The organism is Rhodospirillales bacterium (assembly GCA_016699855.1).
GTDB lineage: Bacteria > Pseudomonadota > Alphaproteobacteria > Reyranellales > Reyranellaceae.
Genome location: CP064988.1, coordinates 2,519,137 through 2,540,262, shown reverse-complemented (window position 1 = coordinate 2,540,262; position 21,126 = coordinate 2,519,137). Strand labels below are relative to the sequence as shown.

At 69.4% G+C, this 21,126-nt stretch carries 26 protein-coding genes and 1 pseudogene; 18 read left to right on the top strand and 9 right to left on the bottom strand.

Going from position 1 to position 21,126, the window contains the following annotated elements:
- Positions 1–83: 83 nt before the first annotated feature.
- The 3 genes from IPK81_11980 to IPK81_11970 form a co-directional block, all read right to left on the bottom strand.
- Positions 84–1,208 (bottom strand): PQQ-dependent sugar dehydrogenase, encoded by a 1,125-nt coding sequence (locus tag IPK81_11980; protein ID QQS14798.1) that lies wholly within the window; start codon positions 1,206–1,208, stop codon positions 84–86.
- Positions 1,209–1,268: 60 nt separating this feature from the next.
- Positions 1,269–1,742 carry a copper chaperone PCu(A)C gene (locus IPK81_11975; GenBank protein ID QQS14797.1) on the bottom strand — a complete coding sequence of 158 codons (474 nt, stop codon included), beginning with the start codon at positions 1,740–1,742 and terminating at the stop codon, positions 1,269–1,271.
- A 66-nt stretch (positions 1,743–1,808) separates the two neighbouring features.
- Complete coding sequence (locus IPK81_11970; protein QQS15269.1) at positions 1,809–2,492, bottom strand: hypothetical protein; 684 nt, start codon at positions 2,490–2,492, stop codon at positions 1,809–1,811.
- Between IPK81_11970 and IPK81_11965 the strand changes: the two genes are divergently transcribed.
- Complete coding sequence (locus IPK81_11965) at positions 2,388–3,365, top strand: quinone oxidoreductase (protein QQS14796.1); 978 nt, start codon at positions 2,388–2,390, stop codon at positions 3,363–3,365. The genes IPK81_11970 and IPK81_11965 overlap by 105 nt on opposite strands.
- Positions 3,366–3,428: 63 nt before the next feature.
- On the opposite strand, the gene IPK81_11960 is transcribed toward IPK81_11965, so the two are convergent.
- The gene (locus IPK81_11960; protein QQS15076.1) at positions 3,429–5,261 is read right to left on the bottom strand and encodes a tetratricopeptide repeat protein; all 1,833 of its coding nucleotides are present in this window, start codon (positions 5,259–5,261) and stop codon (positions 3,429–3,431) included.
- Positions 5,262–6,319: 1,058 nt separating this feature from the next.
- Between IPK81_11960 and IPK81_11955 the strand changes: the two genes are divergently transcribed.
- The 6 genes and pseudogenes from IPK81_11955 (at position 6,320) to IPK81_11930 (ending at position 8,842) form a co-directional block, all read left to right on the top strand.
- On the top strand, positions 6,320–6,550 hold the full coding sequence (locus IPK81_11955; GenBank protein QQS14795.1) for an AbrB/MazE/SpoVT family DNA-binding domain-containing protein: 231 nt from the start codon (positions 6,320–6,322) through the stop codon (positions 6,548–6,550).
- Complete coding sequence (locus IPK81_11950) at positions 6,540–6,875, top strand: type II toxin-antitoxin system PemK/MazF family toxin (protein ID QQS14794.1); 336 nt, start codon at positions 6,540–6,542, stop codon at positions 6,873–6,875. The genes IPK81_11955 and IPK81_11950 overlap by 11 nt, the downstream gene beginning before the upstream one ends.
- Before the next feature lie 2 nt (positions 6,876–6,877).
- Positions 6,878–7,540, top strand: coding sequence for a dephospho-CoA kinase (locus tag IPK81_11945; GenBank protein QQS14793.1), 663 nt, complete (start codon positions 6,878–6,880; stop codon positions 7,538–7,540).
- Positions 7,541–7,549: 9 nt separating this feature from the next.
- Entirely contained in the window at positions 7,550–8,230 is a 681-nt protein-coding gene (gene dnaQ / locus IPK81_11940) for a DNA polymerase III subunit epsilon (protein ID QQS14792.1), read from the top strand.
- Positions 8,231–8,290: 60 nt separating this feature from the next.
- Positions 8,291–8,578, top strand: coding sequence for a type II toxin-antitoxin system prevent-host-death family antitoxin (locus IPK81_11935; protein QQS15075.1), 288 nt, complete (start codon positions 8,291–8,293; stop codon positions 8,576–8,578).
- Positions 8,575–8,842: pseudogene (locus tag IPK81_11930) on the top strand (Txe/YoeB family addiction module toxin). The gene IPK81_11935 and the pseudogene IPK81_11930 overlap by 4 nt, the downstream one beginning before the upstream one ends.
- 9 nt (positions 8,843–8,851) lie before the next feature.
- Here the strand turns inward: IPK81_11930 and IPK81_11925 are convergent.
- Complete coding sequence (locus IPK81_11925) at positions 8,852–10,330, bottom strand: NAD(P)/FAD-dependent oxidoreductase (protein ID QQS14791.1); 1,479 nt, start codon at positions 10,328–10,330, stop codon at positions 8,852–8,854.
- A 10-nt stretch (positions 10,331–10,340) separates the two neighbouring features.
- On the bottom strand, positions 10,341–10,976 hold the full coding sequence (locus tag IPK81_11920) for a flavin reductase family protein (protein ID QQS14790.1): 636 nt from the start codon (positions 10,974–10,976) through the stop codon (positions 10,341–10,343).
- A 201-nt stretch (positions 10,977–11,177) separates the two neighbouring features.
- On the opposite strand from IPK81_11920, the gene IPK81_11915 reads away from it, so the two are divergent.
- From IPK81_11915 to IPK81_11895, 5 genes are all read left to right on the top strand, one after another.
- Positions 11,178–11,570, top strand: coding sequence for a hypothetical protein (locus tag IPK81_11915; GenBank protein QQS14789.1), 393 nt, complete (start codon positions 11,178–11,180; stop codon positions 11,568–11,570).
- A 59-nt stretch (positions 11,571–11,629) separates the two neighbouring features.
- Complete coding sequence (locus IPK81_11910; GenBank protein ID QQS14788.1) at positions 11,630–12,226, top strand: SCO family protein; 597 nt, start codon at positions 11,630–11,632, stop codon at positions 12,224–12,226.
- Positions 12,227–12,455: 229 nt separating this feature from the next.
- Complete coding sequence (locus tag IPK81_11905; GenBank protein ID QQS14787.1) at positions 12,456–13,685, top strand: polyhydroxyalkanoate depolymerase; 1,230 nt, start codon at positions 12,456–12,458, stop codon at positions 13,683–13,685.
- Positions 13,686–13,752: 67 nt separating this feature from the next.
- Positions 13,753–14,493: a tRNA (adenosine(37)-N6)-threonylcarbamoyltransferase complex dimerization subunit type 1 TsaB gene (gene tsaB, locus IPK81_11900; protein QQS14786.1), complete on the top strand. Its 741-nt coding sequence runs from the start codon at positions 13,753–13,755 to the stop codon at positions 14,491–14,493.
- 17 nt (positions 14,494–14,510) lie between these two features.
- Entirely contained in the window at positions 14,511–14,954 is a 444-nt protein-coding gene (locus IPK81_11895; GenBank protein QQS15074.1) for a GNAT family N-acetyltransferase, read from the top strand.
- Between the two features lie 10 nt (positions 14,955–14,964).
- On the opposite strand, the gene IPK81_11890 is transcribed toward IPK81_11895, so the two are convergent.
- Positions 14,965–15,312 (bottom strand): sulfurtransferase TusA family protein, encoded by a 348-nt coding sequence (locus IPK81_11890; protein ID QQS15073.1) that lies wholly within the window; start codon positions 15,310–15,312, stop codon positions 14,965–14,967.
- Between IPK81_11890 and IPK81_11885 the strand changes: the two genes are divergently transcribed.
- The 5 genes from IPK81_11885 to IPK81_11865 all read left to right on the top strand — a co-directional run bounded on the left by IPK81_11885 (position 15,311) and on the right by IPK81_11865 (position 18,648).
- Positions 15,311–15,466, top strand: a complete 156-nt coding sequence (locus tag IPK81_11885; GenBank protein ID QQS15268.1) for a hypothetical protein — start codon at positions 15,311–15,313, stop codon at positions 15,464–15,466. The two genes, IPK81_11890 and IPK81_11885, sit on opposite strands and share 2 nt — an antisense overlap.
- Positions 15,432–15,977 carry a transcriptional repressor gene (locus IPK81_11880; protein ID QQS14785.1) on the top strand — a complete coding sequence of 182 codons (546 nt, stop codon included), beginning with the start codon at positions 15,432–15,434 and terminating at the stop codon, positions 15,975–15,977. Before IPK81_11885 ends, IPK81_11880 begins: the two co-directional genes overlap by 35 nt.
- Before the next feature lie 35 nt (positions 15,978–16,012).
- A complete protein-coding gene (locus tag IPK81_11875; protein ID QQS14784.1) occupies positions 16,013–16,855 on the top strand; it encodes a GNAT family N-acetyltransferase in 843 nt (280 codons plus the stop codon).
- A 91-nt stretch (positions 16,856–16,946) separates the two neighbouring features.
- Complete coding sequence (locus IPK81_11870; GenBank protein QQS15072.1) at positions 16,947–17,690, top strand: 1-acyl-sn-glycerol-3-phosphate acyltransferase; 744 nt, start codon at positions 16,947–16,949, stop codon at positions 17,688–17,690.
- A 31-nt stretch (positions 17,691–17,721) separates the two neighbouring features.
- Positions 17,722–18,648, top strand: coding sequence for an HlyC/CorC family transporter (locus IPK81_11865; GenBank protein QQS14783.1), 927 nt, complete (start codon positions 17,722–17,724; stop codon positions 18,646–18,648).
- 511 nt (positions 18,649–19,159) lie between these two features.
- On the opposite strand, the gene IPK81_11860 is transcribed toward IPK81_11865, so the two are convergent.
- A complete protein-coding gene (locus tag IPK81_11860) occupies positions 19,160–19,297 on the bottom strand; it encodes a hypothetical protein (protein QQS14782.1) in 138 nt (45 codons plus the stop codon).
- Positions 19,298–19,419: 122 nt separating this feature from the next.
- Complete coding sequence (locus tag IPK81_11855) at positions 19,420–19,893, bottom strand: DUF3592 domain-containing protein (protein QQS14781.1); 474 nt, start codon at positions 19,891–19,893, stop codon at positions 19,420–19,422.
- Positions 19,894–20,057: 164 nt separating this feature from the next.
- Between IPK81_11855 and IPK81_11850 the strand changes: the two genes are divergently transcribed.
- Positions 20,058–20,717: a hypothetical protein gene (locus tag IPK81_11850; GenBank protein QQS14780.1), complete on the top strand. Its 660-nt coding sequence runs from the start codon at positions 20,058–20,060 to the stop codon at positions 20,715–20,717.
- The last annotated feature ends 409 nt before the right edge of the window (positions 20,718–21,126 follow it).

The window sequence follows — 21,126 nt, the reverse complement described above, 5'->3', positions numbered from 1 at the left end:
TTTCCGGCGTCGACCTTATCGGGCGGCGGCCCGCCCGCCTAGCGCGCCGCGGCTTGCGCCGGCGAATGGCGGCATTGCGGGCGTCAGGCCGGTTCCAGCCGGTAGAGGCCGCCGTCGTCGGCGTGGGTGCAGAGGTAGATCGTCCCGTCCGGCCCCTGCCGCACGTCGCGGACATAGGCGCGCAGCGCGTCCGGCAGCAGCCGCTCCTCGCGCGCGAAACGCTCGCCGTCGAGCTCGATCCGGAACAGCGCGAAGGCCGACAACGCGCCGGTGAACAGCGAGCCCTTCCAGCCGGGGAAGGCGTCGCCGGTGTAGAACATCAGCCCGCAGGGCGAGATCGACGGCACCCAGAACCTCACGGGGTCCTCCATGCCGGGCAGCGTCTTGTGGTCGCTGATCTTGCCGCCGCCGTAGTCGATGCCGTGGGTCGCCAGCGGCCAGCCGTAGTTGGCGCCGGCCTTCAGCAGGTTCAACTCGTCGCCGCCGCGCGGACCATGCTCGACCGACCACATCCGCCCGGTGCCGGGATGCGTCGCCAGTCCCTGCGGATTGCGGTGGCCGTAGGAGAAGATCTCCGGACGCGCGCCGGCGCGGCCGACGAAGGGATTGTCCGGCGGCACCGTGCCGTCGTCGCGCAGCCGGATCACCTTGCCGCCGAGATCGTCCAGCCGCTGCGCGCGGTGCATCTGGTATCGCTCGCCGGTGGTGACGAACAGCAGGCCGGCGCGGTCGAACGCCAGGCGTGACCCGAAATGCAGGCCGCCGCCGGTCGGCGGCGTCGCGTCGAGGATCGTGGTGACGTCGGCGATGCGGCCGTCCTCGAGCCGGGCGCGTACCACGCGGGTGACGGCGCCGCCCGCCGCCGGCGCGGCCAGCGACAGATAGATCAGCCGGTTGCGCGTGAAGTCGGGATGCAGCGCCACGTCGAGCAGGCCGCCCTGGCCGGTGGCGTGGACCTTGGGCACGCCGTCCAATGGTTTTGGGTCCAGCCGGCCGTTCGCGAACACCCGCAGTCGCCCCGGCCGCTCGGTGATCAGCAGCCGTCCGTCGGGCAGGAAGGCCATGCCCCAGGGTTGCTCGAGCTCGCCCGGCAGCTTTACGAGGCGGTAGGCGGCGCGCGCGCCGCGGAAGTCGCGCGTCTGCGCCCGCGCGACGACCGGCGCCGCGACACCCGCCATGGCTCCCGCAATCACGCCGCGCCGCCGCATCGCCGCCTCCCGGCCGTGGTCCGACCGCCAGTATAACGCGTGGCGGGTCGCGCCGTGCCCTCAGTGCTTGTGCACCGCCGGCGGGCCCGACATCTTCTCGACCAGCACCTCGATGGTGATCGCGCCGGCCTTCTCGAAGGTCAGCGTCACCGGCACCTTGTCGCCGGCCTTCAGCGGCGCCTTCAGTTCCATCAGCATGACGTGGAAGCCGCCGGGCTTGAGCTCGACCTTGGCGCGCGGCGCCAGGTCGATGGCCGGCACCTCGCGCATGCGCATGACGTCGCCGTCCTTGATCATGGTGTGGATCTCGGTGCGCGCGGCGACCGGCGAGGACGCCTTGACCAGACGGTCGGCGCCGCCGCCGGCGTTCTCGATGACCATGAAGGCGGCGCCGGCGCGCGCCATGCTGGCGGTCTCACGCGCCCACGGATGGTCGATCTTGAGATCGCCGAGCTTGAAGTCGTGCGCGGTCGCGGTCGAGGCGATGAAGGCGAGCGCGGCGGCGGTGGCCGCCATAGTCCTACGGGTGATCATGTCGGAATCCTCAACGTCGTGGAGCGTCGGTGCCGCGCCGGTGTCGGCGCGGCGGAGATCGGAGGCTCAGACGAGGGATGGCGGCGCGCGCGATTGTTGCGGGCGGTGCCGGGGCGCGACGCGCGTCGGCAAGGCCTTGGACGAGACTGTCCGTGCCGCGACGCCGTCGGCCGGCGCGGCGACGGAGGGCGCCGCGGGCGGTTCGGCGGCGCTCGCCATGGCGCCGGCGCAGCAGACGCAATCGATGGCGCGCGGCGATCGCGGTGCGTCGTCCGGCGTCGCGGCCCCGACGCCCGATTGGCTCGGCAGGCAGAACGCCAGCGACGCGAGCGGCGTGCCGGAAGACGTGGCGTGCGCCGCCAGGATGCGGGCATGCAGCGCCGGCGCCAGCGCCTGAAGGGCGAACGCCAGCAGGACCAATCCGACGACGTGCAGCCGCGCCGCCGGCCGCGCTGCGCGCGGCGTCGGTCCGGTGGTTCGCCATCCCGTCGCGGTCATGGTGATGGCGTAGCGGACCCGCCGGACGGCGGCAAGGCCGCGCCGATGGCCGCTTGCCTGTGGCGGCGTTCCGCGCGGCGCATTAGTCTGGCGCGCGCGATGGGGAGCGCCGCGTCCGTCGGCGGGAACGTCGCGAGAGGGGGATTCATGGTCAAAGCCGTACGCATCCACGAGGCCGGCGGGCCCGAGAAAATGGTCTTCGAGGACGTCGAGGTGGGCGATCCCGGTCCGGGCGAGGCGCGCATCCGCCACACCGCCATCGGCCTCAACTATATCGACGTGTACACCCGCAGCGGCCTGTATCCGACGCCGCTGCCGAACGCCATCGGCCGCGAGGGCGCCGGCGTCGTCGTGTCGGTGGGCAAGGGCGTGAAGGGCCTGAAGAAAGGCGACCGCGTCGCCTATTGCGGCAGCCCGCCGGGCGCCTACGCCGAGGAGCGCGTGCTGCCCGCCGCGATCCTGGTCAAGGTGCCGGCCGGCATCAGCGACGCCGAGGCGGCGGCGATGATGCTCAAGGGCATGACCACGGAGTACCTGATCCGCCGCACCTTCAAGTGCAAGAAGGGCGACGTGGTGCTGTTCCACGCCGCCGCCGGCGGTGTGGGGCTGCTGTTCGGTCAATGGGCCAAGGCGCTGGGCGTCAAGGCGGTCGGCACGGTCTCGACCGCCGACAAGGCGGCGTTGGCCAAGAAGAACGGCTACGCCCACGTCATCGTTGGCTACGACAAGAAGACCGTGGTCGATACGATCATGAAACTGACCAAGGGTAAGGGCGTGCCGGTGGTCTATGACGGCGTCGGCAAGGACACGTGGGACACCTCGCTGGCCTGTCTGGCGCCGCGCGGCCTGATGGTCAGCTTCGGCAACGCTTCGGGCCCGGTGCCGCCGGTCTCCCCGGCCGTGCTCGGCGGCAACGCCTCGCTGTTCCTGACGCGGCCGTCGCTCGGCGCCTACACGTCGACGCGCGCCGATCTGGAGAGCAGCGCCAAAGCGTTGTTCGCCATGGTCAAGAGCAAGAAGGTGAAGATCCGGATCGACCAGCGCTACGACCTCAAGAACGCCGCGCAGGCGCACCGTGATCTGGAGAGCAGAAAGACGACTGGCCAGACCGTTCTTGTGCCCTAGTTGGAGGGAGTAGCGCGGACTGAGAAGCCTCCTCTAGACTGCTCGTTCACGCTACTCCACCAACTACCGACGTGCGAGAGCACGGAGCGGTTTCTGTTTTCGACGATGCGCCGCGAGCTCAGCGGATGCGTTGCGATACCCAGTTTGTGCAATTTCCCAGAGAAGCGGCGCACGTTTTCGGGTGAGTATCTTCAACGCGTTGCGGTAGGCGGCGACTGCCTCCTCGAAGCGCTCCGTGCCACCCTCGCGCTCTCCGAGCTTCGAAAGCGCAGTGGCGAGGTTGCTCTGGGTCGTTGCCCAGTCCAGCGGCACACGTTCGCGCGTGCGCTCCTCAAGCGCAGCGCGGTATGCGGCGACGGCTTCCTTCAGACGCCCCATGCCACTCTCGCGCTCGCCAAGAGTGGACAGCGTATTGGCGAGGTTGTTCTTTGTCATTGCCCAGTCCAGCGGCACGCGCTCGCGGGTATACTCTTCAAGTGCGGAACGGTAGGCAGCGACGGCCTCCTCTAGGCGCTCAGTACTGCCTTCCCGTTCTCCGAGGGTCGAAAGGGCGTTGGCAAGGTTGTTCTGGGTCGCTGCCCACTCTAGCGGCACACGTTCGCGCGTGCGCTCCTCAAGCGCGGCGCGGTAGGCAGCGACGGCCTCTTCGAGGCGCCCGGTACCGCTCTCGCGCTCACCAAGGGTGGAAAGGGCATTTGCGATGTTGTTCTGCGTTGTTGCCCAGTTCAGTGGCACGCGTTCGCGCGTCCGTTCCTCAAGCGCGGCGCGGTACGCGGCGATCGCCTCCTCTAGGCGCTCCGTGCCACCCTCGCGCTCTCCGAGCTTCGAAAGGGAATTGGCGAGGTTGCTCTGGGTCATCGCCCATTCCAGTGGCACGCGCTCGCGCGTATACTCTTCAAGCGCGGCGCGGTAGGCGGTGACGGCCTCCTCCAAACGGGCGGTGTCACTTTCGCGCCCTCCGAGTCGAGACAAAGCGGTTGCCAGGTTGTTTTGAGTAGCCGCCCAGCCCAGCGGCACTCGTTCGCGCGTGCGTTCTTCTAGTGCGGCTCGGTAGGCGGCGACGGCTTCCTCGAGGCGCCGCGTTCCGCTCTCGCGCTCGCCCAGAGTTGAAAGCACATTGGCGAGGTGGTTTTGGGTCGCCGCCCATTCCAACGGCAAGCGCTCGCGTGTATACACCTCGAGTGCGGCGCGGTGGGCAGTGGCGGCCTCCTCTAGGCGTTCCGTCCCGCTTTCGCGCGATCCGAGTGCCAAGAGCGCCGCGCCGAGATCGTTCTGGGTCTCGGCCCATTCGAGAGCGTTGTCGCCCTTGGAGATACGTCGGGCCAATTCGGCCATTGCCGCGATGCTTCGTTCTAGCGCCAACCTGCTTGTACTAGTGCTGCCACTTCCGAGCCAACTCAAAGCGACCTCACGAAGCACGGTTGTGTCGGTCGATTGCAGTTGCTCCAACGAAGGGACTGCACGATCGGCCAAGGACGACGCGTCACCGTAGAGGCCCGCTAACCGCGCTTCGCGGATTGACGCCGCAGTACTCTCAACAGACACAGTTGCTTCAAAGTCGCCTGCGCACCTCAAGAGAGCTTCAAGGCGCCTCTCTGCTCGACCAATCTCATGATTGATGTCCTCTAACTTATGCCCGGCACGCTTAATGTCACCTAGCAGGCGTGTGCTCAGCGCCAATGGATCTCGGATAGCGGATGGCGATCCGATTTCCAGTTCAGCGCACAACTTCAAGAAGAATGCATCCGCATCTTGACCGAGGAGTGCGCCCCCAATCCGCGTCGCCGACAGAAGCGCTCTCGTTTTCCCTGAGAGCTGGGCTGGGTCTGTAGAGTGCGCAACCCAGAACAATGGCTTGTCGCGCAAGCTTTCCGCCGCGTTGACTAGCAGGTCCATGACGCCGTCCTCGCGCCCGCCATAGCCTATGGCCACAAATACGCGCGCCTCGCGCATCAGACCTTGTATTGCTGCGATTGCGGATTGATTGCTCGCGACTGCAGCAACGTCCTCCGGATGATTTCTCAGTAGGTAGGTGTGGCGCGAGCCATGGAGTTCCACGAGTTGTGGATGTTTTGGAAGCGTCGAGATTCGATTGAGTGACTCTATGCCGTCGCTGACAACCGGAAGAACACCGGCACGGACAAGTCCGGAGAGGACGAGTTGATCAAAATTGGTTGTCAAAACAGTTCCGACATACTTCCGCGCCACGCACTCACCTAAACAAAGATGCGCCCAGTTTATACTTCCATTGGCTTCGTCAACTATGGACCCGAATAGCTCCCGAACCGCATCTGGCGCTTGATAGTATGTTCTGAACATCTCGTCATAGACGCGGTACCAGTCGATATTGGCATCCGTCGGAATTGCGTCTCCTAGAGTCGACCCGATGAGCATCGGTGGCAAATTCCTTCGCCCAACGAGAAACGAATACGCTTCGGTCGAACTTCCATACTGACCAGGAGTTGCACCAAAAACCTGTGCCATATCACGGCACATTCGTTTGGCAATTTCAGCGGCACCTGGGATGCCTGCGGTCACCGAACAACCGGCGCCGATGAAGAATACTGTTCGACCCAGTTGGCTTGGGTCTCGCCGCGCGAGCCGCATCGCATCCGCGATGCTCTTCACGGTGATATCGAGGCGGGGCTCTATGACCTTGTTCACCTGATTCCTGCTGGTTGATCATCTTCTCAGGTATTCTCTCCCGATATTCAGGGCGAGTGCAACAAGGTCAAGCCAATCTAAGAAATTCAATCCGGTCACATCGCTATTATTGGTCCGAGCAGACGATGATCCTAACGATCGTACAGCCATCGGCCTAGTTCTATGGGTTGTTTGGATTGCAGCATCAACATTGGTGCATTGCAGCGAGGAATGATGCGCGAATGTATTCCATCCACCGAGCCGAATAACTCTGGAAAGACTTCCTTACTTTTATGAGCTACAAGTAAGGAATGCGGACGATCAGCCGGCTGACCACCAAAGGCCAGATCACGATACCGAAAGCGGTGCGCGCCGCCCTGCGCTTGGCCGAGGGTGACATCGTGGCGTTCGAGCTGGGCGACAACGCCGCCACCATGCGACGGGTCCAGACCCGACCGGTGTCGGGCGATGTCGAGGCGCTCGACGCCCAGCTCGCCGAATGGGGCGGCGGCGCCGACGCGGAGGCCTACCGTGATCTGTGACCGCTTCGACGTGGTGGCGATCCCGCATCCCATCTCCGCGCCCACCGGCCGCCGGCCGGCCTTGGCGCTGACCGTCCGCGGCCTCAACCAGAGCCAGGGCCATACCGTGTTCGCCATGATCACCAGCGCCGCCACGACCCCTTGGCCGGGCGACATCCCTCTTGGCGACCTGGTCAGCGCCGGCCTGCCGGCCGCCTCGGTCGTGCGCCTCAAGCTGTTCACGCTGGACAACGCCGTGCCGGCCGCGCGATTGGGCAGCCTCGCGAAGAAGGACGCCAAGGCCGTGCGCCGGGCGCTGCGGGCGGCGCTGGGCGAGGACGAATAGGCATGCTGATCGTCGGACTGACGGGCTCCATCGGGATGGGCAAGTCGATGGCGACCAAACTGCTGCGCCGCCGCCGCATCCCCGTCTACGACGCCGACGCCGCCGTGCACGCGGTGCAGGGTCCCGGCGGCGTCGCGCTGCCGGCGATCGAGGCGGCGTTCCCCGGCTCGGTGAAGAACGGCGCGCTCGACCGCGCCGCGCTCGGCGCCAAGGTCTTCGCCGACCCCGCCGCGCTGCGCCGGCTCGAGGCGATCGTGCATCCCCTGGTCAACGCCCGCCAGCGCGCCTTCATCAAACGGCACGTGGCGCGCGGCACCAAGCTGGTGGTGCTGGACATTCCGCTGCTGTTCGAGGGCAACGGCCACCGCCGGGTCGACGCCACCATGGTCGTCAGCGCGCCGTTCTTCCTGCAGAAGCGCCGCGTGCTGGCCCGGCCCGGCATGACCGAGGCCAAGTTCATCGACATCTGGAAACGCCAGGTCCACGACACCCGCAAGCGCCGCCTGGCCGACGTCGTGCTCCCGAGCAACGGCGGCGTCGCCGTGACGGCGCGCGCCATCGACGCGGCGCTGCGGGCGCTGTCGACGCGGCGCGCCAATTCGTGGCCGCCGCGGCCGTGGCGCGACCGCTGGACGGCCGCGCTGGCGCGCGCCGGCAAGCGTTGAGGAGCGGGCATGCGCGAGATCGTCTTCGACACCGAGACCACCGGTCTCGACCCCCGCGCCGGGCACCGGCTGGTCGAGATCGGCTGCGTCGAGATGCTGAACGGCGCGCCGAGCGGCGCCACGTTCCACACCTACCTCAACCCCGAACGCGACATGCCGGTCGAGGCGTTCCAGGTGCACGGGCTGTCGGAGGAGTTCCTGTTCGGCCAGCCGCTGTTCGCCGACAAGGTCGAGGCGTTCCTCGAGTTCGTGGCCGACGCGCGCTTCGTGATCCACAACGCCCAGTTCGACATGGGCTTCATCAACGCCGAGCTCGACCGGCTGGGCCGGCCGCCGCTGCGCAACGATGTCGTCGACACGGTGACGCTGGCGCGGCGCAAATTCCCCGGCCAGCGCGCCAGCCTCGACGCGCTGTGCGAGCGGCTGGGCATCGACAACGCGCACCGCACCCGCCACGGCGCGCTGCTCGACGCCGAGCTCCTCGCCGAGGTCTACATCGAGCTCACCGGCGGACGGCAGCGCGGCTTCGACCTCGCCGGCGCGCCGGCCGCGTCGGACCCCGCGGGCGCCGGCGCAGCGTCCGCCGCCACGCGCGCGCCGCGCCCGCACGTCGCGTCCGCCGCCGAGCTCGCCGCGCATGCCGCGTTCCTCGGCAAGCTCAAGGACCCGCTCTGGCTCAAGGCGGAGTGACCTCGCGCGCCTTGCCGGCGACGCTTGTACAATTCACAGTACAAGTCGAAAGGTCGTCCCCTGTCCGTCGTAACCTACAGCCGCCTGCGGCAGAACCTCGCGCGGATGATGGACCAGGTCAGCAACCAGCGCGCGCCGCTGATCGTGACGCGGAGCTCAGGTGGCTCCGTGGCCATGCTGTCGCTGGAGGAGTACGAGGGCATGTCGGAGACGGCGCATCTGCTCCGTAGCCCCGCTAACGCGCGCCGCCTTCTGAAAAGCGTCGCCGCCGCGGATCGCGGCGCTCTCGTCGCGCGGCCGCTGCCGGGAGCGAAGCCGGCCCGGTCGAAACGCGCCCGGCGCGGATGAAGCTCCTATGGAGCGCCGACGCCTGGTCCGACTATCTCCACCGGCAGACCACGGATCCGAGGATCGCCGCGCGGATCAACGAGCTGATCAAGGACGCGGCACGGTCGCCGTTCGCGGGAATCGGCAAGCCCGAGCCCCTGGGGGGGAAGGCTCGCGGGCTGGTGGTCGCGGCGGATCACCGGCGAGCATCGACTCGTCTATCGCGCCACCGGGCAAAGGCCCGACCTGGTGATCGAGATCGTCCAATGCCGCTACCACTATTGAGCGGCGGCCTCACGGCACCAGGTCGAAGTCGCGGAGGTCCGGCGCCCTCATTTCCTCGCGGAAGCGGTCGAAGCTCCACGGCCACAGCGCCGGATTGCCGTTCTTGTCGAGGTACCAGCTGCGGCATCCGGTGACCCACACCGTGCCCTTCATCGCCTCGCGGATAGCGGCGTTGAAGCGCGCCGCCGCTTCGGCCTTCGGCGCCACGGCGCGGCACTTCCCGTCGCGCACCAGATCGACGAGCTGCAGCGCGTAGTCGATCTGGGCCTCCGAGATCATGATCACGGAGAAATTGCCGATCGGGCTGTTCGGTCCGACCAGCATGAAGAAATTGGGGAAGCCGGGCACCGCCACCGAGCGGTAGGCCTCGTTGGCCCGCGCCCACGCCCGCTCGATGGTGCGGCCGCCCTCGCCGGTCACGCGCATCGGCCGAAGGAAGGCGTGGCCGTCGTAGCCGGTCGCCGTCACCAGCACGTCGAGCCCGTGCAGGACGCCGTCGGCCGTGCGCACGCCCTCGGACTCGACGCGCGCGATCCGCTCCGTCACCAGCGACGCGTTCGGGCGGCACATCGCCGGATAGAACGCGTCGGACATGATCAGCCGCTTGCACGCCGCCGTGTAGTCCGGCGTCAGCCGGCGGCGCAGATCGGGATCGGCGACGTTCTCCTCGAGGTTGGCGCGGCAGAGGTCCTCGATCTTCGCCAGCTCCTCGCGGTCGCCGATCACGGCGTTGGCGAAGGTGTCGACGAAGCGGCGCGCCCAGTGCTCGTAGGATTGCCGCAGCAGGTCCGGCCGCTCGCGGAACATCGCGCGCTCGCCGTCGCTGTAGGCCGGGTTGGCCATCGGCATGATCCATTGCGGCGTGCGCTGGAACAGGACCAGCTTGGATACCTCGTCGACGATCGCCGGCACGATCTGCGTCGCCGTCGAGCCGGTGCCGATGATCCCGACGCGCCTGCCTTTCAGCGTCGCCGAATGGTCCCAGCGCGCGCTGTGGAAGCGCGGGCCGGCGAAATTGGCGAGTCCGTCGATGTCGGGATGGACGGGATGGTGCAGCACGCCCGTCGCGCAGATCACGAAATCGACCACGTCGCGGTGGCCGTCCTTGGCCTCGAGGTGCCAGCGGCCCTCGCGCCATTCGGCCGAGACGATCTCGCTGTCGAACCGCATGTGCCGGACGACGTCGTGGCGCCGCGCCATGGCCTCGAAATACGCCTGGATCTCGGCGCCGGGCGAGAAGCGGTGGCTCCAGTCCGGATTGAGCGCGAAGGCGTAGGCATAGACGTGCGAGGGCACGTCGCAGCTCAGGCCGGGGTAGGTGTTGTCGCGCCAGGTGCCGCCCAGCCGGTCGGCCTTCTCGTGGATGGTGAAGTCCGTCAGTCCGCGCTCGCGCAGCTTGATCGCCGCCAGGATGCCGGACATGCCCGCGCCGATGATCGCGAAGCGCGGCGCCTTCCGCGCCGGCGCGGTGGTGGCCGCGTCCGCCATCGCCGCGCGCCTACTGGTGCCGCGAATCGTCCGGCCGCGCCAGGCGCCAGACGTTGTCCGTGGTCGAATATTCGCTGTAGCCCAGCCGGGCGATCGGCCGGAACGAGGCGACGTCGATGCGGCCGGCCTTGACGATCGAGTCGTCGATGTGGATGCCGACGACCGTGCCCAGCGCCATCGACGCGCGCTTGCTCTCGTGGCCCGGCTCCGGCGGCAGCTCGATGGTGCGCCAGTACTTGCATTCCAGCGCCACCGGCGATTCGGCGACGCGCGGCGGCTTCACGAAGCGGCATGGCGCCGGCGTCAGTCCGGCCTTGGCGAGCTCGTCGACGCCGTAGGGGAACATCGTCGTCGTGACGTTCATCTCGTCCTTGAGCTTCTCGGTCACGATGTTGACCACGAACTCGCCGGTCGCCTCGGCGTTCATGCGCGAATGCTTGGTCGGGGTGTCGCCGTAGGTGCCGGTGACCGAGAAATAGACCATCGGCGGGAACTCGCTGACGCCGTTGTAGAAGCTGTACGGCGCCAGATTGACGTTGCCCTTGGCGTCGACGGTCGAGATCCAGCCGATCGGCCGCGGCACGATCAGCGCCTTCAGCGGATCGACCTGGAACCCATGGTCGCGTTTGGCGGGATCGTAGAACATCGGGCGGCTCCGGGGCGCGGATTGGGCGGGCCCGCCTGAATACCGCGTCGGCGCGCCGCCGTCTCGCGCCTCCGCGCCGGGGCGGCCGTGCGGCCCATCCATTTGCGCTCGCGTTTCCAGACACCCCTCCCTAGCCTTCGCGGGCGGCGGCGCGCTCCGTTTCCGGTCGGGCGTGGTTCGCCGGTCCCAATGGAGGCGTCGATGGCGTGGTTCGATGACCTTAAGACGGCGGTTCCCGACTTCTATCCCGGCGGGGCGCGCGACACGATCGTCGGCTATCTCCGGGGTGACGCGTCGCCCAGCGTCTGGCGGTCGATGGAACGAACCAGCACGGCGCAGATGCTGATCCTCGGCAGCGTGCCGCCGACCCCGGGCGACTGGAGCGCCGCCGGCGTCGCGCAACGCGGCATGCAGGCGACGATCCAGATCGCCGACCTGACGGGATTCATCGTCCTCTACGGCGGTTTCATGTTCCGCCCATGGGGCAAGATCTACACCGTCGACGACGACGCGACGCGGACGTTTCCCAGCAGCGTCGTGTCGTGGCGGCGGGAGTATGACGCGTGGGTGCGTCGTGGACGGCGCCGCGCGTAGCTCGCCGCTCGCGCGAATGTGCGGCGCCGACGCCCTTGCCCGCCGGCGGCGGCTTCGCCATGTTCGCCGCCATGTCGCGCGGCGCCAAAATCATCCTCGGACTGTGGGTCGTCCTGATCGTCGCCTTCACGGCCTGGATCGTGGTCGACGTGACGCGCTCGGACGGCGCCAAGGTCGCCATCGGCGGTCCGTTCACCCTGACCGACCACGACGGCAAACGCGTCACCGAGGCGGATTTCAAGGGCAAGCCGACCCTGATCTATTTCGGATTCACCTACTGTCCAGATGTCTGCCCGACCTCGCTGCTCCTGATGCAGACGGCGCTGGAGCAGCTGGGCAAGGGGGCCGACGAGAAGGTCAACGTCGTCCTCGTGACGGTCGATCCGGAGCGCGACACCCCGGCGGTCCTGAAGGACTATGTCGGCAATTTCGGGCCGCGCTTCATCGGCCTGACCGGCACGCCGGCCGAGATCGCGGCCGTCGCGAAGTCGTTCCGGGTCTACTACCGCAAGGTCGAAGGCAAGGACGGCGCGCCCTACCTGATGGACCATTCCTCGATCTTCTATCTGCTCGACCGCAACGGCCGGTTCGTCCAACATTTCAGCCATCAGAGCCGGGCGGAGGACATCGCCGCCGCTGTAAAGCGCTACATGTAGGGCCGTCGATGTCATCGGAATGTCGCATCGCGGTCGCGCATCGCGGCCTGCAGACCGGTTGTTGGCGTCTAACTATTTGAAACACATAGATTTAGGCGGAATTGTGCGCTGCGCAATTGGGCGTGACATTTAGAATCGTTCGCCTATCTTAACGGCGGAATCCAAGACGTCGGCGCCCAAGAATTCGGCAATGGTCGCTTCTTTGGATGGCGCTCGGGGTGACCGCTCAATGCTCTATTCGCTCTATCACGCGAACCGCCAGCTTTCGCAGCCCGTCCGTTGGGCCGCCGACCTGGCCGGTGAGATCTACGGCAGTCCGACCAACCCGCTGTCGACGACATGGTTCGGCAAGACCATGGCGGCGAGCGCCGAGATCGTGTCGCGCCTGACGCGCTACTACGGAAAGCCCGAGTTCGATCTGCCGACCACCAAGGTCGACGGCCGCGAAGTCGCGGTCAACGAGGAGATCCTCGTCCGCAAGGCGTTCTGCAACCTCGTGCGCTTCCGCCGCGACCTCGGCGGCCTGCCGCCGCGGAACGATCCGAAGGTGCTCGTGGTGGCGCCGATGTCCGGCCACTACGCCACCCTGCTGCGCGGCACGGTCGAGGCGCTGCTGCCCGAGCACGACGTGCACATCACCGATTGGCTCGACGCGCGCGACGTGCCGCTGGTCGACGGCAATTTCGACCTCAACACCTATGTCGACTACGTCGCGGACTTCCTGCGCTACCTCGGCCCGGACGTCCACGTCATCGCGGTGTGCCAGCCGTCGGTGCCGGTGATGGGCGCGGCCTCGCTGATGGCGGCGGCCGACGATCCGATGCAGGCGAAATCGATCACGCTGATGGGCGGACCGATCGACACCCGTCTCAGCCCGACCGTCCCCAACGACCTGGCGATGCGCAATTCGATGATGTGGTTCCGCCAGACCGTCATCTCGTCGGTGCCGTTCGGCTTTCCCGGCGCGATGCGCCGCGTCTATCCCGGCTTCATGCAGCTCACCAGCTTCATCTCGATGAATCTGGACCGCCACATCAACGCCCACATGCGCCAGTTCGACCACCTCGTGCGCGGCGACGGCGATTCGGCGGAGAGCCACCGCGACTTCTACGACGAGTACCTGGCGGTCATGGACCTGACGGCGGAGTTCTACCTCGACACGATCCAGGTCGTGTTCAAGGAGCACCATCTACCGCGCGGCCTCTGGGTGTCCGGCGGCCGGCAGATCGATCCGTCGGCGATCCGCAAGCCGGCGCTGATGACCGTCGAGGGCGAGCTCGACGACATCTCCGGCGTCGGCCAGACCAAGGCGGCGCACGCGCTGACGCCGAACATCCCGGCCGGGAGGCGCGTGCACTACGAGCAGAAGGGCGTCGGCCACTACGGCATCTTCAACGGCCGCCGCTGGCGCGAGCAGATCATGCCGCGCGTGCGCGACTTCATCCGCGCGAACGGGTAGCGGCCATCCACGGCGCCCCCGCCGCCGCGTTTCCACGGGCCGTGAAAAGCTCTAAGGAACGCGGATCGTGCCCGCGCCCCTCATCCTCGCCTTCGATGCCGCCTGCGCCGCCTGTTCCGTGGCGGTGGCGCGCGTCGGCGCGTCCGGCGGCGTCGAGACGCTGGCCTCCGAATCGCGCGCGCTGGAGCGCGGCCACGCCGCCGTGCTGGCGCCGATGATCGAGGCGGCGCTGGCCGCCGCCGGCGTCGCGCCCGCGGCCCTGTCGCTGGTCGCCGTCACGTCCGGCCCCGGCAGTTTCACGGGCGTGCGCATCGCGCTGGCGACGGCGCGCGGCCTGGCGCTGGCGCTGGACATCCCCGTCGCCGCCATATCGACCACGAGCGTGGTGCTCGCCGCCGCCTCGCAAGCCGACCGCGCGCGCGCGGCCGCCGACCGCGCCACGCTGGTCGCCGCGATCGATACGCGCCGAGACGATTTCTATGTCGCGCTGGCCGATACGGCGTGCGACGCCGGCGCGCCGTTCGTCGGCGACGCGCGCGCCGTCGCGGCGCGGCTGGCCGGCCGGCCGGCGGTGATTCTCGGCGACGGCGCGCCCGCTCTCGCGGCCCGGCTCGCGGCGACGGGCGTCGACGCGCGGGTCGGCGACGGGCCGGTCATCCCCGACGTCGTCGTGTTGGCGGCGTTGGCGGCGCGCGACGATCCCGCTTCGTGGCGCGCGCGCAACGCCGCCGACGGGATGCCCCGGCCGCTCTATCTGCGCGCCGCCGAGGCGACGCCGTCGCCGCCGCGCGCCGCGGGCGGCGCGTGACCACGCTACGGCCGGCGGTGGCCGACGATGCCGGCGCTCTCGCGGCGCTCTACCGCGCCGCCTTCGCCGAGCCGTGGGAGCGCGCCTGGTCGGCGGGCGAGTTCGCGGCGTTGTTGTCGGCGCGGGCCTGTGGCGGATCCATCGCCGCCGCGGCCGACGGCGCGCCCGCCGGTTTCATCGTCTGGCGCGTGGCGGCCGACGAGGCGGAGATCATCACCCTCGGCGTCGCGCCGGCGTCGCGCCGCGCGGGCCTGGCGCGGCGACTTGTGACGGTGGCGCTGGAATCGTGGCGGCGGGCCGGCGCCGCCGCGGCGTTCCTCGAGGTCGCCGCCGACAACGCCGCCGCGCTGGCGCTCTACCGGAGTGCCGGCTTCGCGACGGTCGGACGACGGACGGGCTACTACGCCCGCGGCGGCGGGACGCGCGTCGACGCGCTGGTGCTGCGGGCGCCGCTCGCGTGAACCGCCGCGATCAGGCCCGGCGGATCAACAATCGATGCACGCCGCCGCCAGCGGTCTCCGGCTCCTGGCGCAGCACGACGTGGCCTTCCGCCGCCACCGCGCGGGGCACGTTGCGTAGCGGCTCGCCGGCGTTCAGGCGCACGCCCAGCAACGCGCCCGCCGGCAGGCGTTCCAGCGCCAGCTTCACCCGCACGAACGTCATCGGGCAGACGTCGGCGGTGATGTCGATCTCGGAATCGGGCGTCAATGCTGACTCTTCCTGCGCAAGCGGGCGGAAACCCCGTGTTGATCGCGGTCGCGGAGCGGAATATACCCGTTTTAACGCCGCTTTCGGCGCCGGATCTTCGAAGGACAACATGAACGTCGCCGGCACATCGTCTTCCGACCGTCCCGCGTCGACGACCCGGATCGTGGCTGCCCGCGTGTCGAAGAGCTCCGTCCCGGCCGGCGACGTGCCGAGTTTGGTCCAGCGGATGCATGCGGCGCCCGCCGGCCGCCGCGCCGCCGCCTGACGACCTCGGCGCTCGACGGCGCCCGGACGCCGACGATCAACGATTCGCCCGACGTGGAGGACGCGCCGTGACGGACCGCTCCCGCCTCGAGGAAAAATGCCTCGAGAAGGGTCTCAAGATGACGGGTCAGCGCCGCGTCGTGGCGCGGGTGTTGTCGGAGGCCACCGACCATCCCGATGTCGAGGCGGTCTACCGCCGCGCCGTGGAGGTCGATCCGCGCATCTCGATCGCCACGGTCTACCGGACGGTGCGCCTGTTCGAGGAGGCCGACATCCTCGAGCGCCACGATTTCCGGGACGGCCGCTCGCGCTACGAGGAGTCGACCGACCACCACCACGACCATCTGATCGACATCCAGTCGGGCCGCGTGATCGAGTTCGAGAATCCGGAGATCGAGGAGCTGCAGCGCCGCATCGCGCTCAAGCTGGGCTACCGCCTGGTCGACCACCGGCTCGAGCTCTACGCCGTGCCGATCGAGCCGGGCGACCGCTCCGGTCCGAAAAACAAATAGTTGCCGCCGTTGCCCGACGCCCGATAATGGGCCCCATGAACAGCGCCGCCATCGACCGTTCCGCCGGGGCGCGGCCGGGCGCCGACGCCCTCGCGCCGATCGTCGCGGGCGATTTCGAGGTGCGTCTGGCGCGCGACGAGGCCGAGGTCGACGCGGCCCAGGCGCTGCGCTACCGCGTGTTCTACGAGGAGATGACCGCCAAGCCGTCGCCCGAGGCGGCGGCGCGCCGGCGCGACGCCGACGAGTACGACGCGCTGTGCGACCATCTTCTGGTGCTCGACCGCCGCCGCGGCGGGCTGGCGTCGATCGTCGGCACCTACCGCCTGATCCGCCGTCCCGTCGCCGCCCGCGTCGGCCGGTTCTACTCGGCGGCCGAGTACGATATCGGCGTGATGCTCGACTGGCCGGGCGAGGTACTCGAGCTGGGCCGTTCCTGCATCGACGCCTCGGCCCGCGGGATGACGGCGATGAACCTGCTGTGGCGCGGCATCGCCACCTACATCTCGCGCTACGAGATCGAGGTCATGTTCGGCTGCGCCAGCCTGCCGGGCGCCGATCCGGCGCGTCTCGCGCGGCCGCTGTCGTACCTCCGGCACCGCCACCTGGCGCCGCCGGCGCTGTGCGCGCGGGCGCTGCCGGAGCGCTACGTCGAGATGGACGTGCTGCCGGTCGGCTCCTACGACGCCAAGGCGGCCGAGCGCGAGGTGCCGCCGCTGATCAAGGGCTACCTGCGGCTCGGCGGCTTCGTCGGCGACGGCGCGGTGATCGACGCGCAGTTCGACACCACCGACGTCTTCATCGTCGTGAAGACCGACCTGATCACCGAGAAGTACCACCGACACTACGAGCGCGGCGCGCGCGAGACCGAGGCGGGATGACGCGGCGGGCGGACCGGCCGGCGTGACCATCGGCTCGCCGGCCCGCGGCGCGTTGCGCCTCCTGATCTACGCGCTTTGGACGCTGCCGCTGATGCCGGTGCAGGCGCTCGCCGTGCTGCTGCGGCTGCGGCCGGTCTATCTCTGGCTGCCGGTCGTCTACCACCGCGTCGTGTGCCGCATCCTCGGCATCCGCATCGAGATCCACGGCGTGCCGGCGCGCGAGGGCGCCACGCTGTTCGTGTCGAACCACGTCTCCTACCTCGACATCGAGGTGCTCTCGACCGTGGCGCCGATGTCGTTCGTCGCCAAGTCCGAGGTCGCGCGCTGGCCGTTCTTCGGCTGGCTCGCGAAGCTGCAGGGCTCGGTGTTCGTCGAGCGCCGGCCGCGCGCCACCGGCGCCGGCCGCGACGAGATGCAGGAGCGGCTCGAGCGCGGCGACAACCTCGTGCTGTTCCCCGAGGGAACCAGCGGGGACGGCACGCGCGTGCTGCCGTTCCGCAGCTCCTTCCTGGCGGCCGCCCAGCTCTCCGAGCACGGGCACCACGTCCGGGTGCAGCCGGTGACCATCACCTACGCGCGGCTCGACGGCATCCCGCTGGGCCGGCTGTGCCGGCCCTACTACGCCTGGTATGGCGACATGGAGCTGGCCTCCCACCTCTGGAGCATGGTGGCGCTGGGCGAGGTGGCCGCGGTGGTCGTCTTCCACCCCCCGACGGTGATCGACGCGCACGGCGACCGCAAACGCCTGAACGACCACTGCTTCAAGGTGGTGTCGCGCGCCCTGCAGGCGATCAACCGCGGCCGCTACGAGGAGCTGCCGCCGCGGTCGGCCTGACGCCGCCGCCGGTATCCCCTATAATCGCGCCATGTCCGATCCCGGCTCCGACCGAAGTCCCGGCGGCGAGGCAGGCCCGCTCCGCCGCCTGATCCGCCGGCTGCGGCGGCGCGACCGCGGCGTCGAGCTGCGCGAGGCGATCGAGGAGATCGTCGAGGAGACGCCGTCGCTGCGCGACGCGCCGGCCGGCGAGCCGGTGATCGGCGAGGAGGAGCGGGCGCTGCTCGCCAACATCCTCACCTTGCGCGCCAAGACCGTGTCCGACGTCATGGTGCCGCGCGTCGACATCGTCGGCGTCGCGATCGACACCCCGCTCGAGGACACCGTCAAGCTGATCCAGCGCGAGGCGCATTCGCGCTATCCGGTCTACCGCGAGTCGCTCGACGACGTCATCGGCATGGTCCACATCAAGGACGTGCTGTCGTACTGGGGCAGCGGCCGGCGCTTCCATCTGCGCGACGTGCTGCGGCGCGTCAGCTTCGTGGCGCCGACCATGCCGGTGTCGGACATGCTGCTCGACATGCGCCGCCAGCGCGTCCACATGGCGCTGGTCGTCGACGAGTTCGGCGGCACCGACGGGCTGGTCACCATCGAGGACCTGGTCGAGGAGATCGTCGGCGAGATCGAGGACGAGCACGACATCGAGCAGACCGCCGGCCTGGTGGCGCGCGCCGACGGCGCCTTCGACGCCACCGGCCGCACTCCGATCGGCGCCTTCGAGGAGGTCGCCGGCGCGTTGCTCAGCGACGAGGAGCGCGGCGAGGTCGACACGCTGGGCGGGCTGATCTTCTCGCTGGCCGGCCGCATCCCGCAGCGCGGCGAGGTGGTCCGGCACCCCTCCGGCGTCGAGTTCGAGATCGTCGACGTCGATCCGCGCCGCATCCGCCGCCTCAGGGTGCGTCTGCCGCGCCCCGCCGCCTCGGTGCCGGCGCCCAACGCGACACCCGACAGCGGCTGAGCGCGTCCGCGCCGTCGTCGCGATCCGCGCGCGCGGCGCGGTCTTTTTTCATCGACGTGCGATATCGGGTTTTGGACCGGGTAGCCCGCTTACAGGCGGGTGCCGCGGTCCGCACGGGACGCCGACACCATCCTTCCCGTACGGACCCGCCGTCTGGTGATGCCATGCCATCGTCTAGCGCGTGGAGGTCGGACCGCGCGGTCCGGACAGGTGAAACGACGCCGCGGAGGGGCGGCTTTGCTCTCTTCCCTTCTTCCCCGTCGTCGGGGGAGAAGGTGGCCCGGAACGCCGGATGAGGCGCGCGTTGCCGCGGCCCCGCGTGATCGCCGGCATCGCGCACGCCAATCGTACGCGAGGACGAAGACCCCTAAACCCCGCCGCGGTCGCCGCGGCGTACCTCCGGGCACCTTCTCCCCCGATGACGGGGGAGGCGGGACGGTAGGACGAAGACCGGACGAGAAAGCCCCGTCGCGGAGGGGCGGCGGGGCTTTCACCGGGCTTGGCGTCGGGCTCAGCAGACGCCGGTGTGGAAGCGGCTGGTGCGGTAGTTGTGGCAGGCCGCCTCGGCCGGCGAGAAGGAGGCGGCCACCGCGACGCCGACCGAGCCGATACCGGCGGCGAGCAGAAGCGCGAGCGCGAACTTCCTCATGACGTTCTCCCTTTTCGGTCCGCTCCGGCGACCACCGCCGTGCTGATGGCCACCGTTGTATGCCCGGTGCGGACCGCAAGGTATGAAGCGCTTCAGGGGCCGGATACGCGGCGATGCGGGTCTCAGCGTGGCGCCGCCGGCCGCTTGAACAGCGCGACCCCGGCGAGCGCGAAGGCCGCGATCGCGAACCCGCCGAAGATCCACGGCAGCACGCCCGGGCCGGCGTCGACCGACGAGGCGAGCCGGACGTTCGACGTCCTGTCCGGATCGTAGACGACCGCCACGCGACGCCCGCCGGCGATCTCCGCCTTGGAAGAGACCGATTCGCTCGACCGTTCCCGCACCACCCGGCCATCGGTGGTCCGGAACTGGAACGTCGGCGTGTAGCTGGCCGCGCCGCGCCGGCCATGCTCGTCGATCGACACGACCTGCGCCTCGACGCGCACGCCCTTCGCGGCGAGACGCATCGCGTCGGCGGCGAGCGACCATGCCAGCGCCGCGAAGCCGATACCGGCGAGCGCGAAGATGAGGACGAGGAGGATGGGCCGCCGCGGCGGGGCGGCGGGTCCGGTGCTCCGCGTCGCGTCACCGTTCATGCGGCCGATGCCTCCATCATCGATGCGGCCAGCATGCCGCCGGTGCGCTGGACGCGCAATGATCAGGTCCCCGGGGTGCGTCGTGACCCGACGCGCGTCCGTCGTTGCCCGCGCCGGCGCCCGGATTTAGGCTTCGCGCTCCGCGGCATTCCGGGAGGCAATCCATGGCGAACGCCACGCCACCGACCAGCGTGCGGCTGCTCACGTCGGCCGAATGGGCGATCGTCGAGCGCGTCTACACCTCGGCCAGGCTGCCGATGCGCCAGCGCGTGTTCATCACCAACGGCGCCGGCGCCGACGGCCGGCCGTTCACGATCCCGACCAGCCTGCTGACCGCGGCGGCGCCGGCCGCGTTCTTCGCCGCCGTCACGAAGAATCCGCTGCTCACCGCCGTCGCCGCGGTCGCGGGCGCGGGCATCGGCACGCTGCTGAGCTTCACCAACCTCGGCTACATCATGAGCGTCGGGCCGACCTTCTACGCCGACCTCACGGCGACGGACCGCGCCAACCAGCACAAGGACGCCCAGGCGCTGCTGGTGCACGAGACCGGGCATGTCTGGCAGGGCAAGAACTCGGTGCTGGCGCTGACCTACGTGTGGAGTTCGGTGATCAGCCAGTGCCGCGGCGCGCTGTCGGGCGGCACGACGTCGGCGGCGTACAAATACACCATCGGCGATTCGTGGAAGGGCATGAACCCCGAGCAGCAGGCGTCGCTGGTCGAGGACTGGTTCTGGATCGACCGCGAGAGCGCGACGGAGAAGAGCGCCGGCGGCAGCGGCCGCTACGAGTACATCCGCGACTACGTGCGCAAGGGCGTCGTCTGAGCGGGCCGCGCGGGCGCCGCGGTCGACCGCCGCGGTTGACCGCGGGGGCGCGCGCGCGGTAACGGTGCCGCATGGGGGGAGCCAGGGAATCGGCACGGGTCCGTCGCGCGTTGGTCGCGATCGCGCTCGTCTGCGCCCTGATCCTCCAAGGGTTGCTGTCGCCGTTGGCGAGCGCTCGGGCCGTCGCCGACGGCGCGCTCGGCCTCGCCTCGGGGGTCCTCTGCGTCGCTCCCGGCGGCACCGATGAACGCGGCGATCCGCGGCCCGCGGCGCCAGGACACGCGAGCCGGCACGATTGCTGCCTCCCCGGCGGCCATTGCGCCGTGGCGGCGGCCGTTCCCGCGCCCGCCACCGCCGCGACCGTCGCGCCGTCCTACCCGGCCGCCGCTCCGGCGGTCCCCGCGACGCG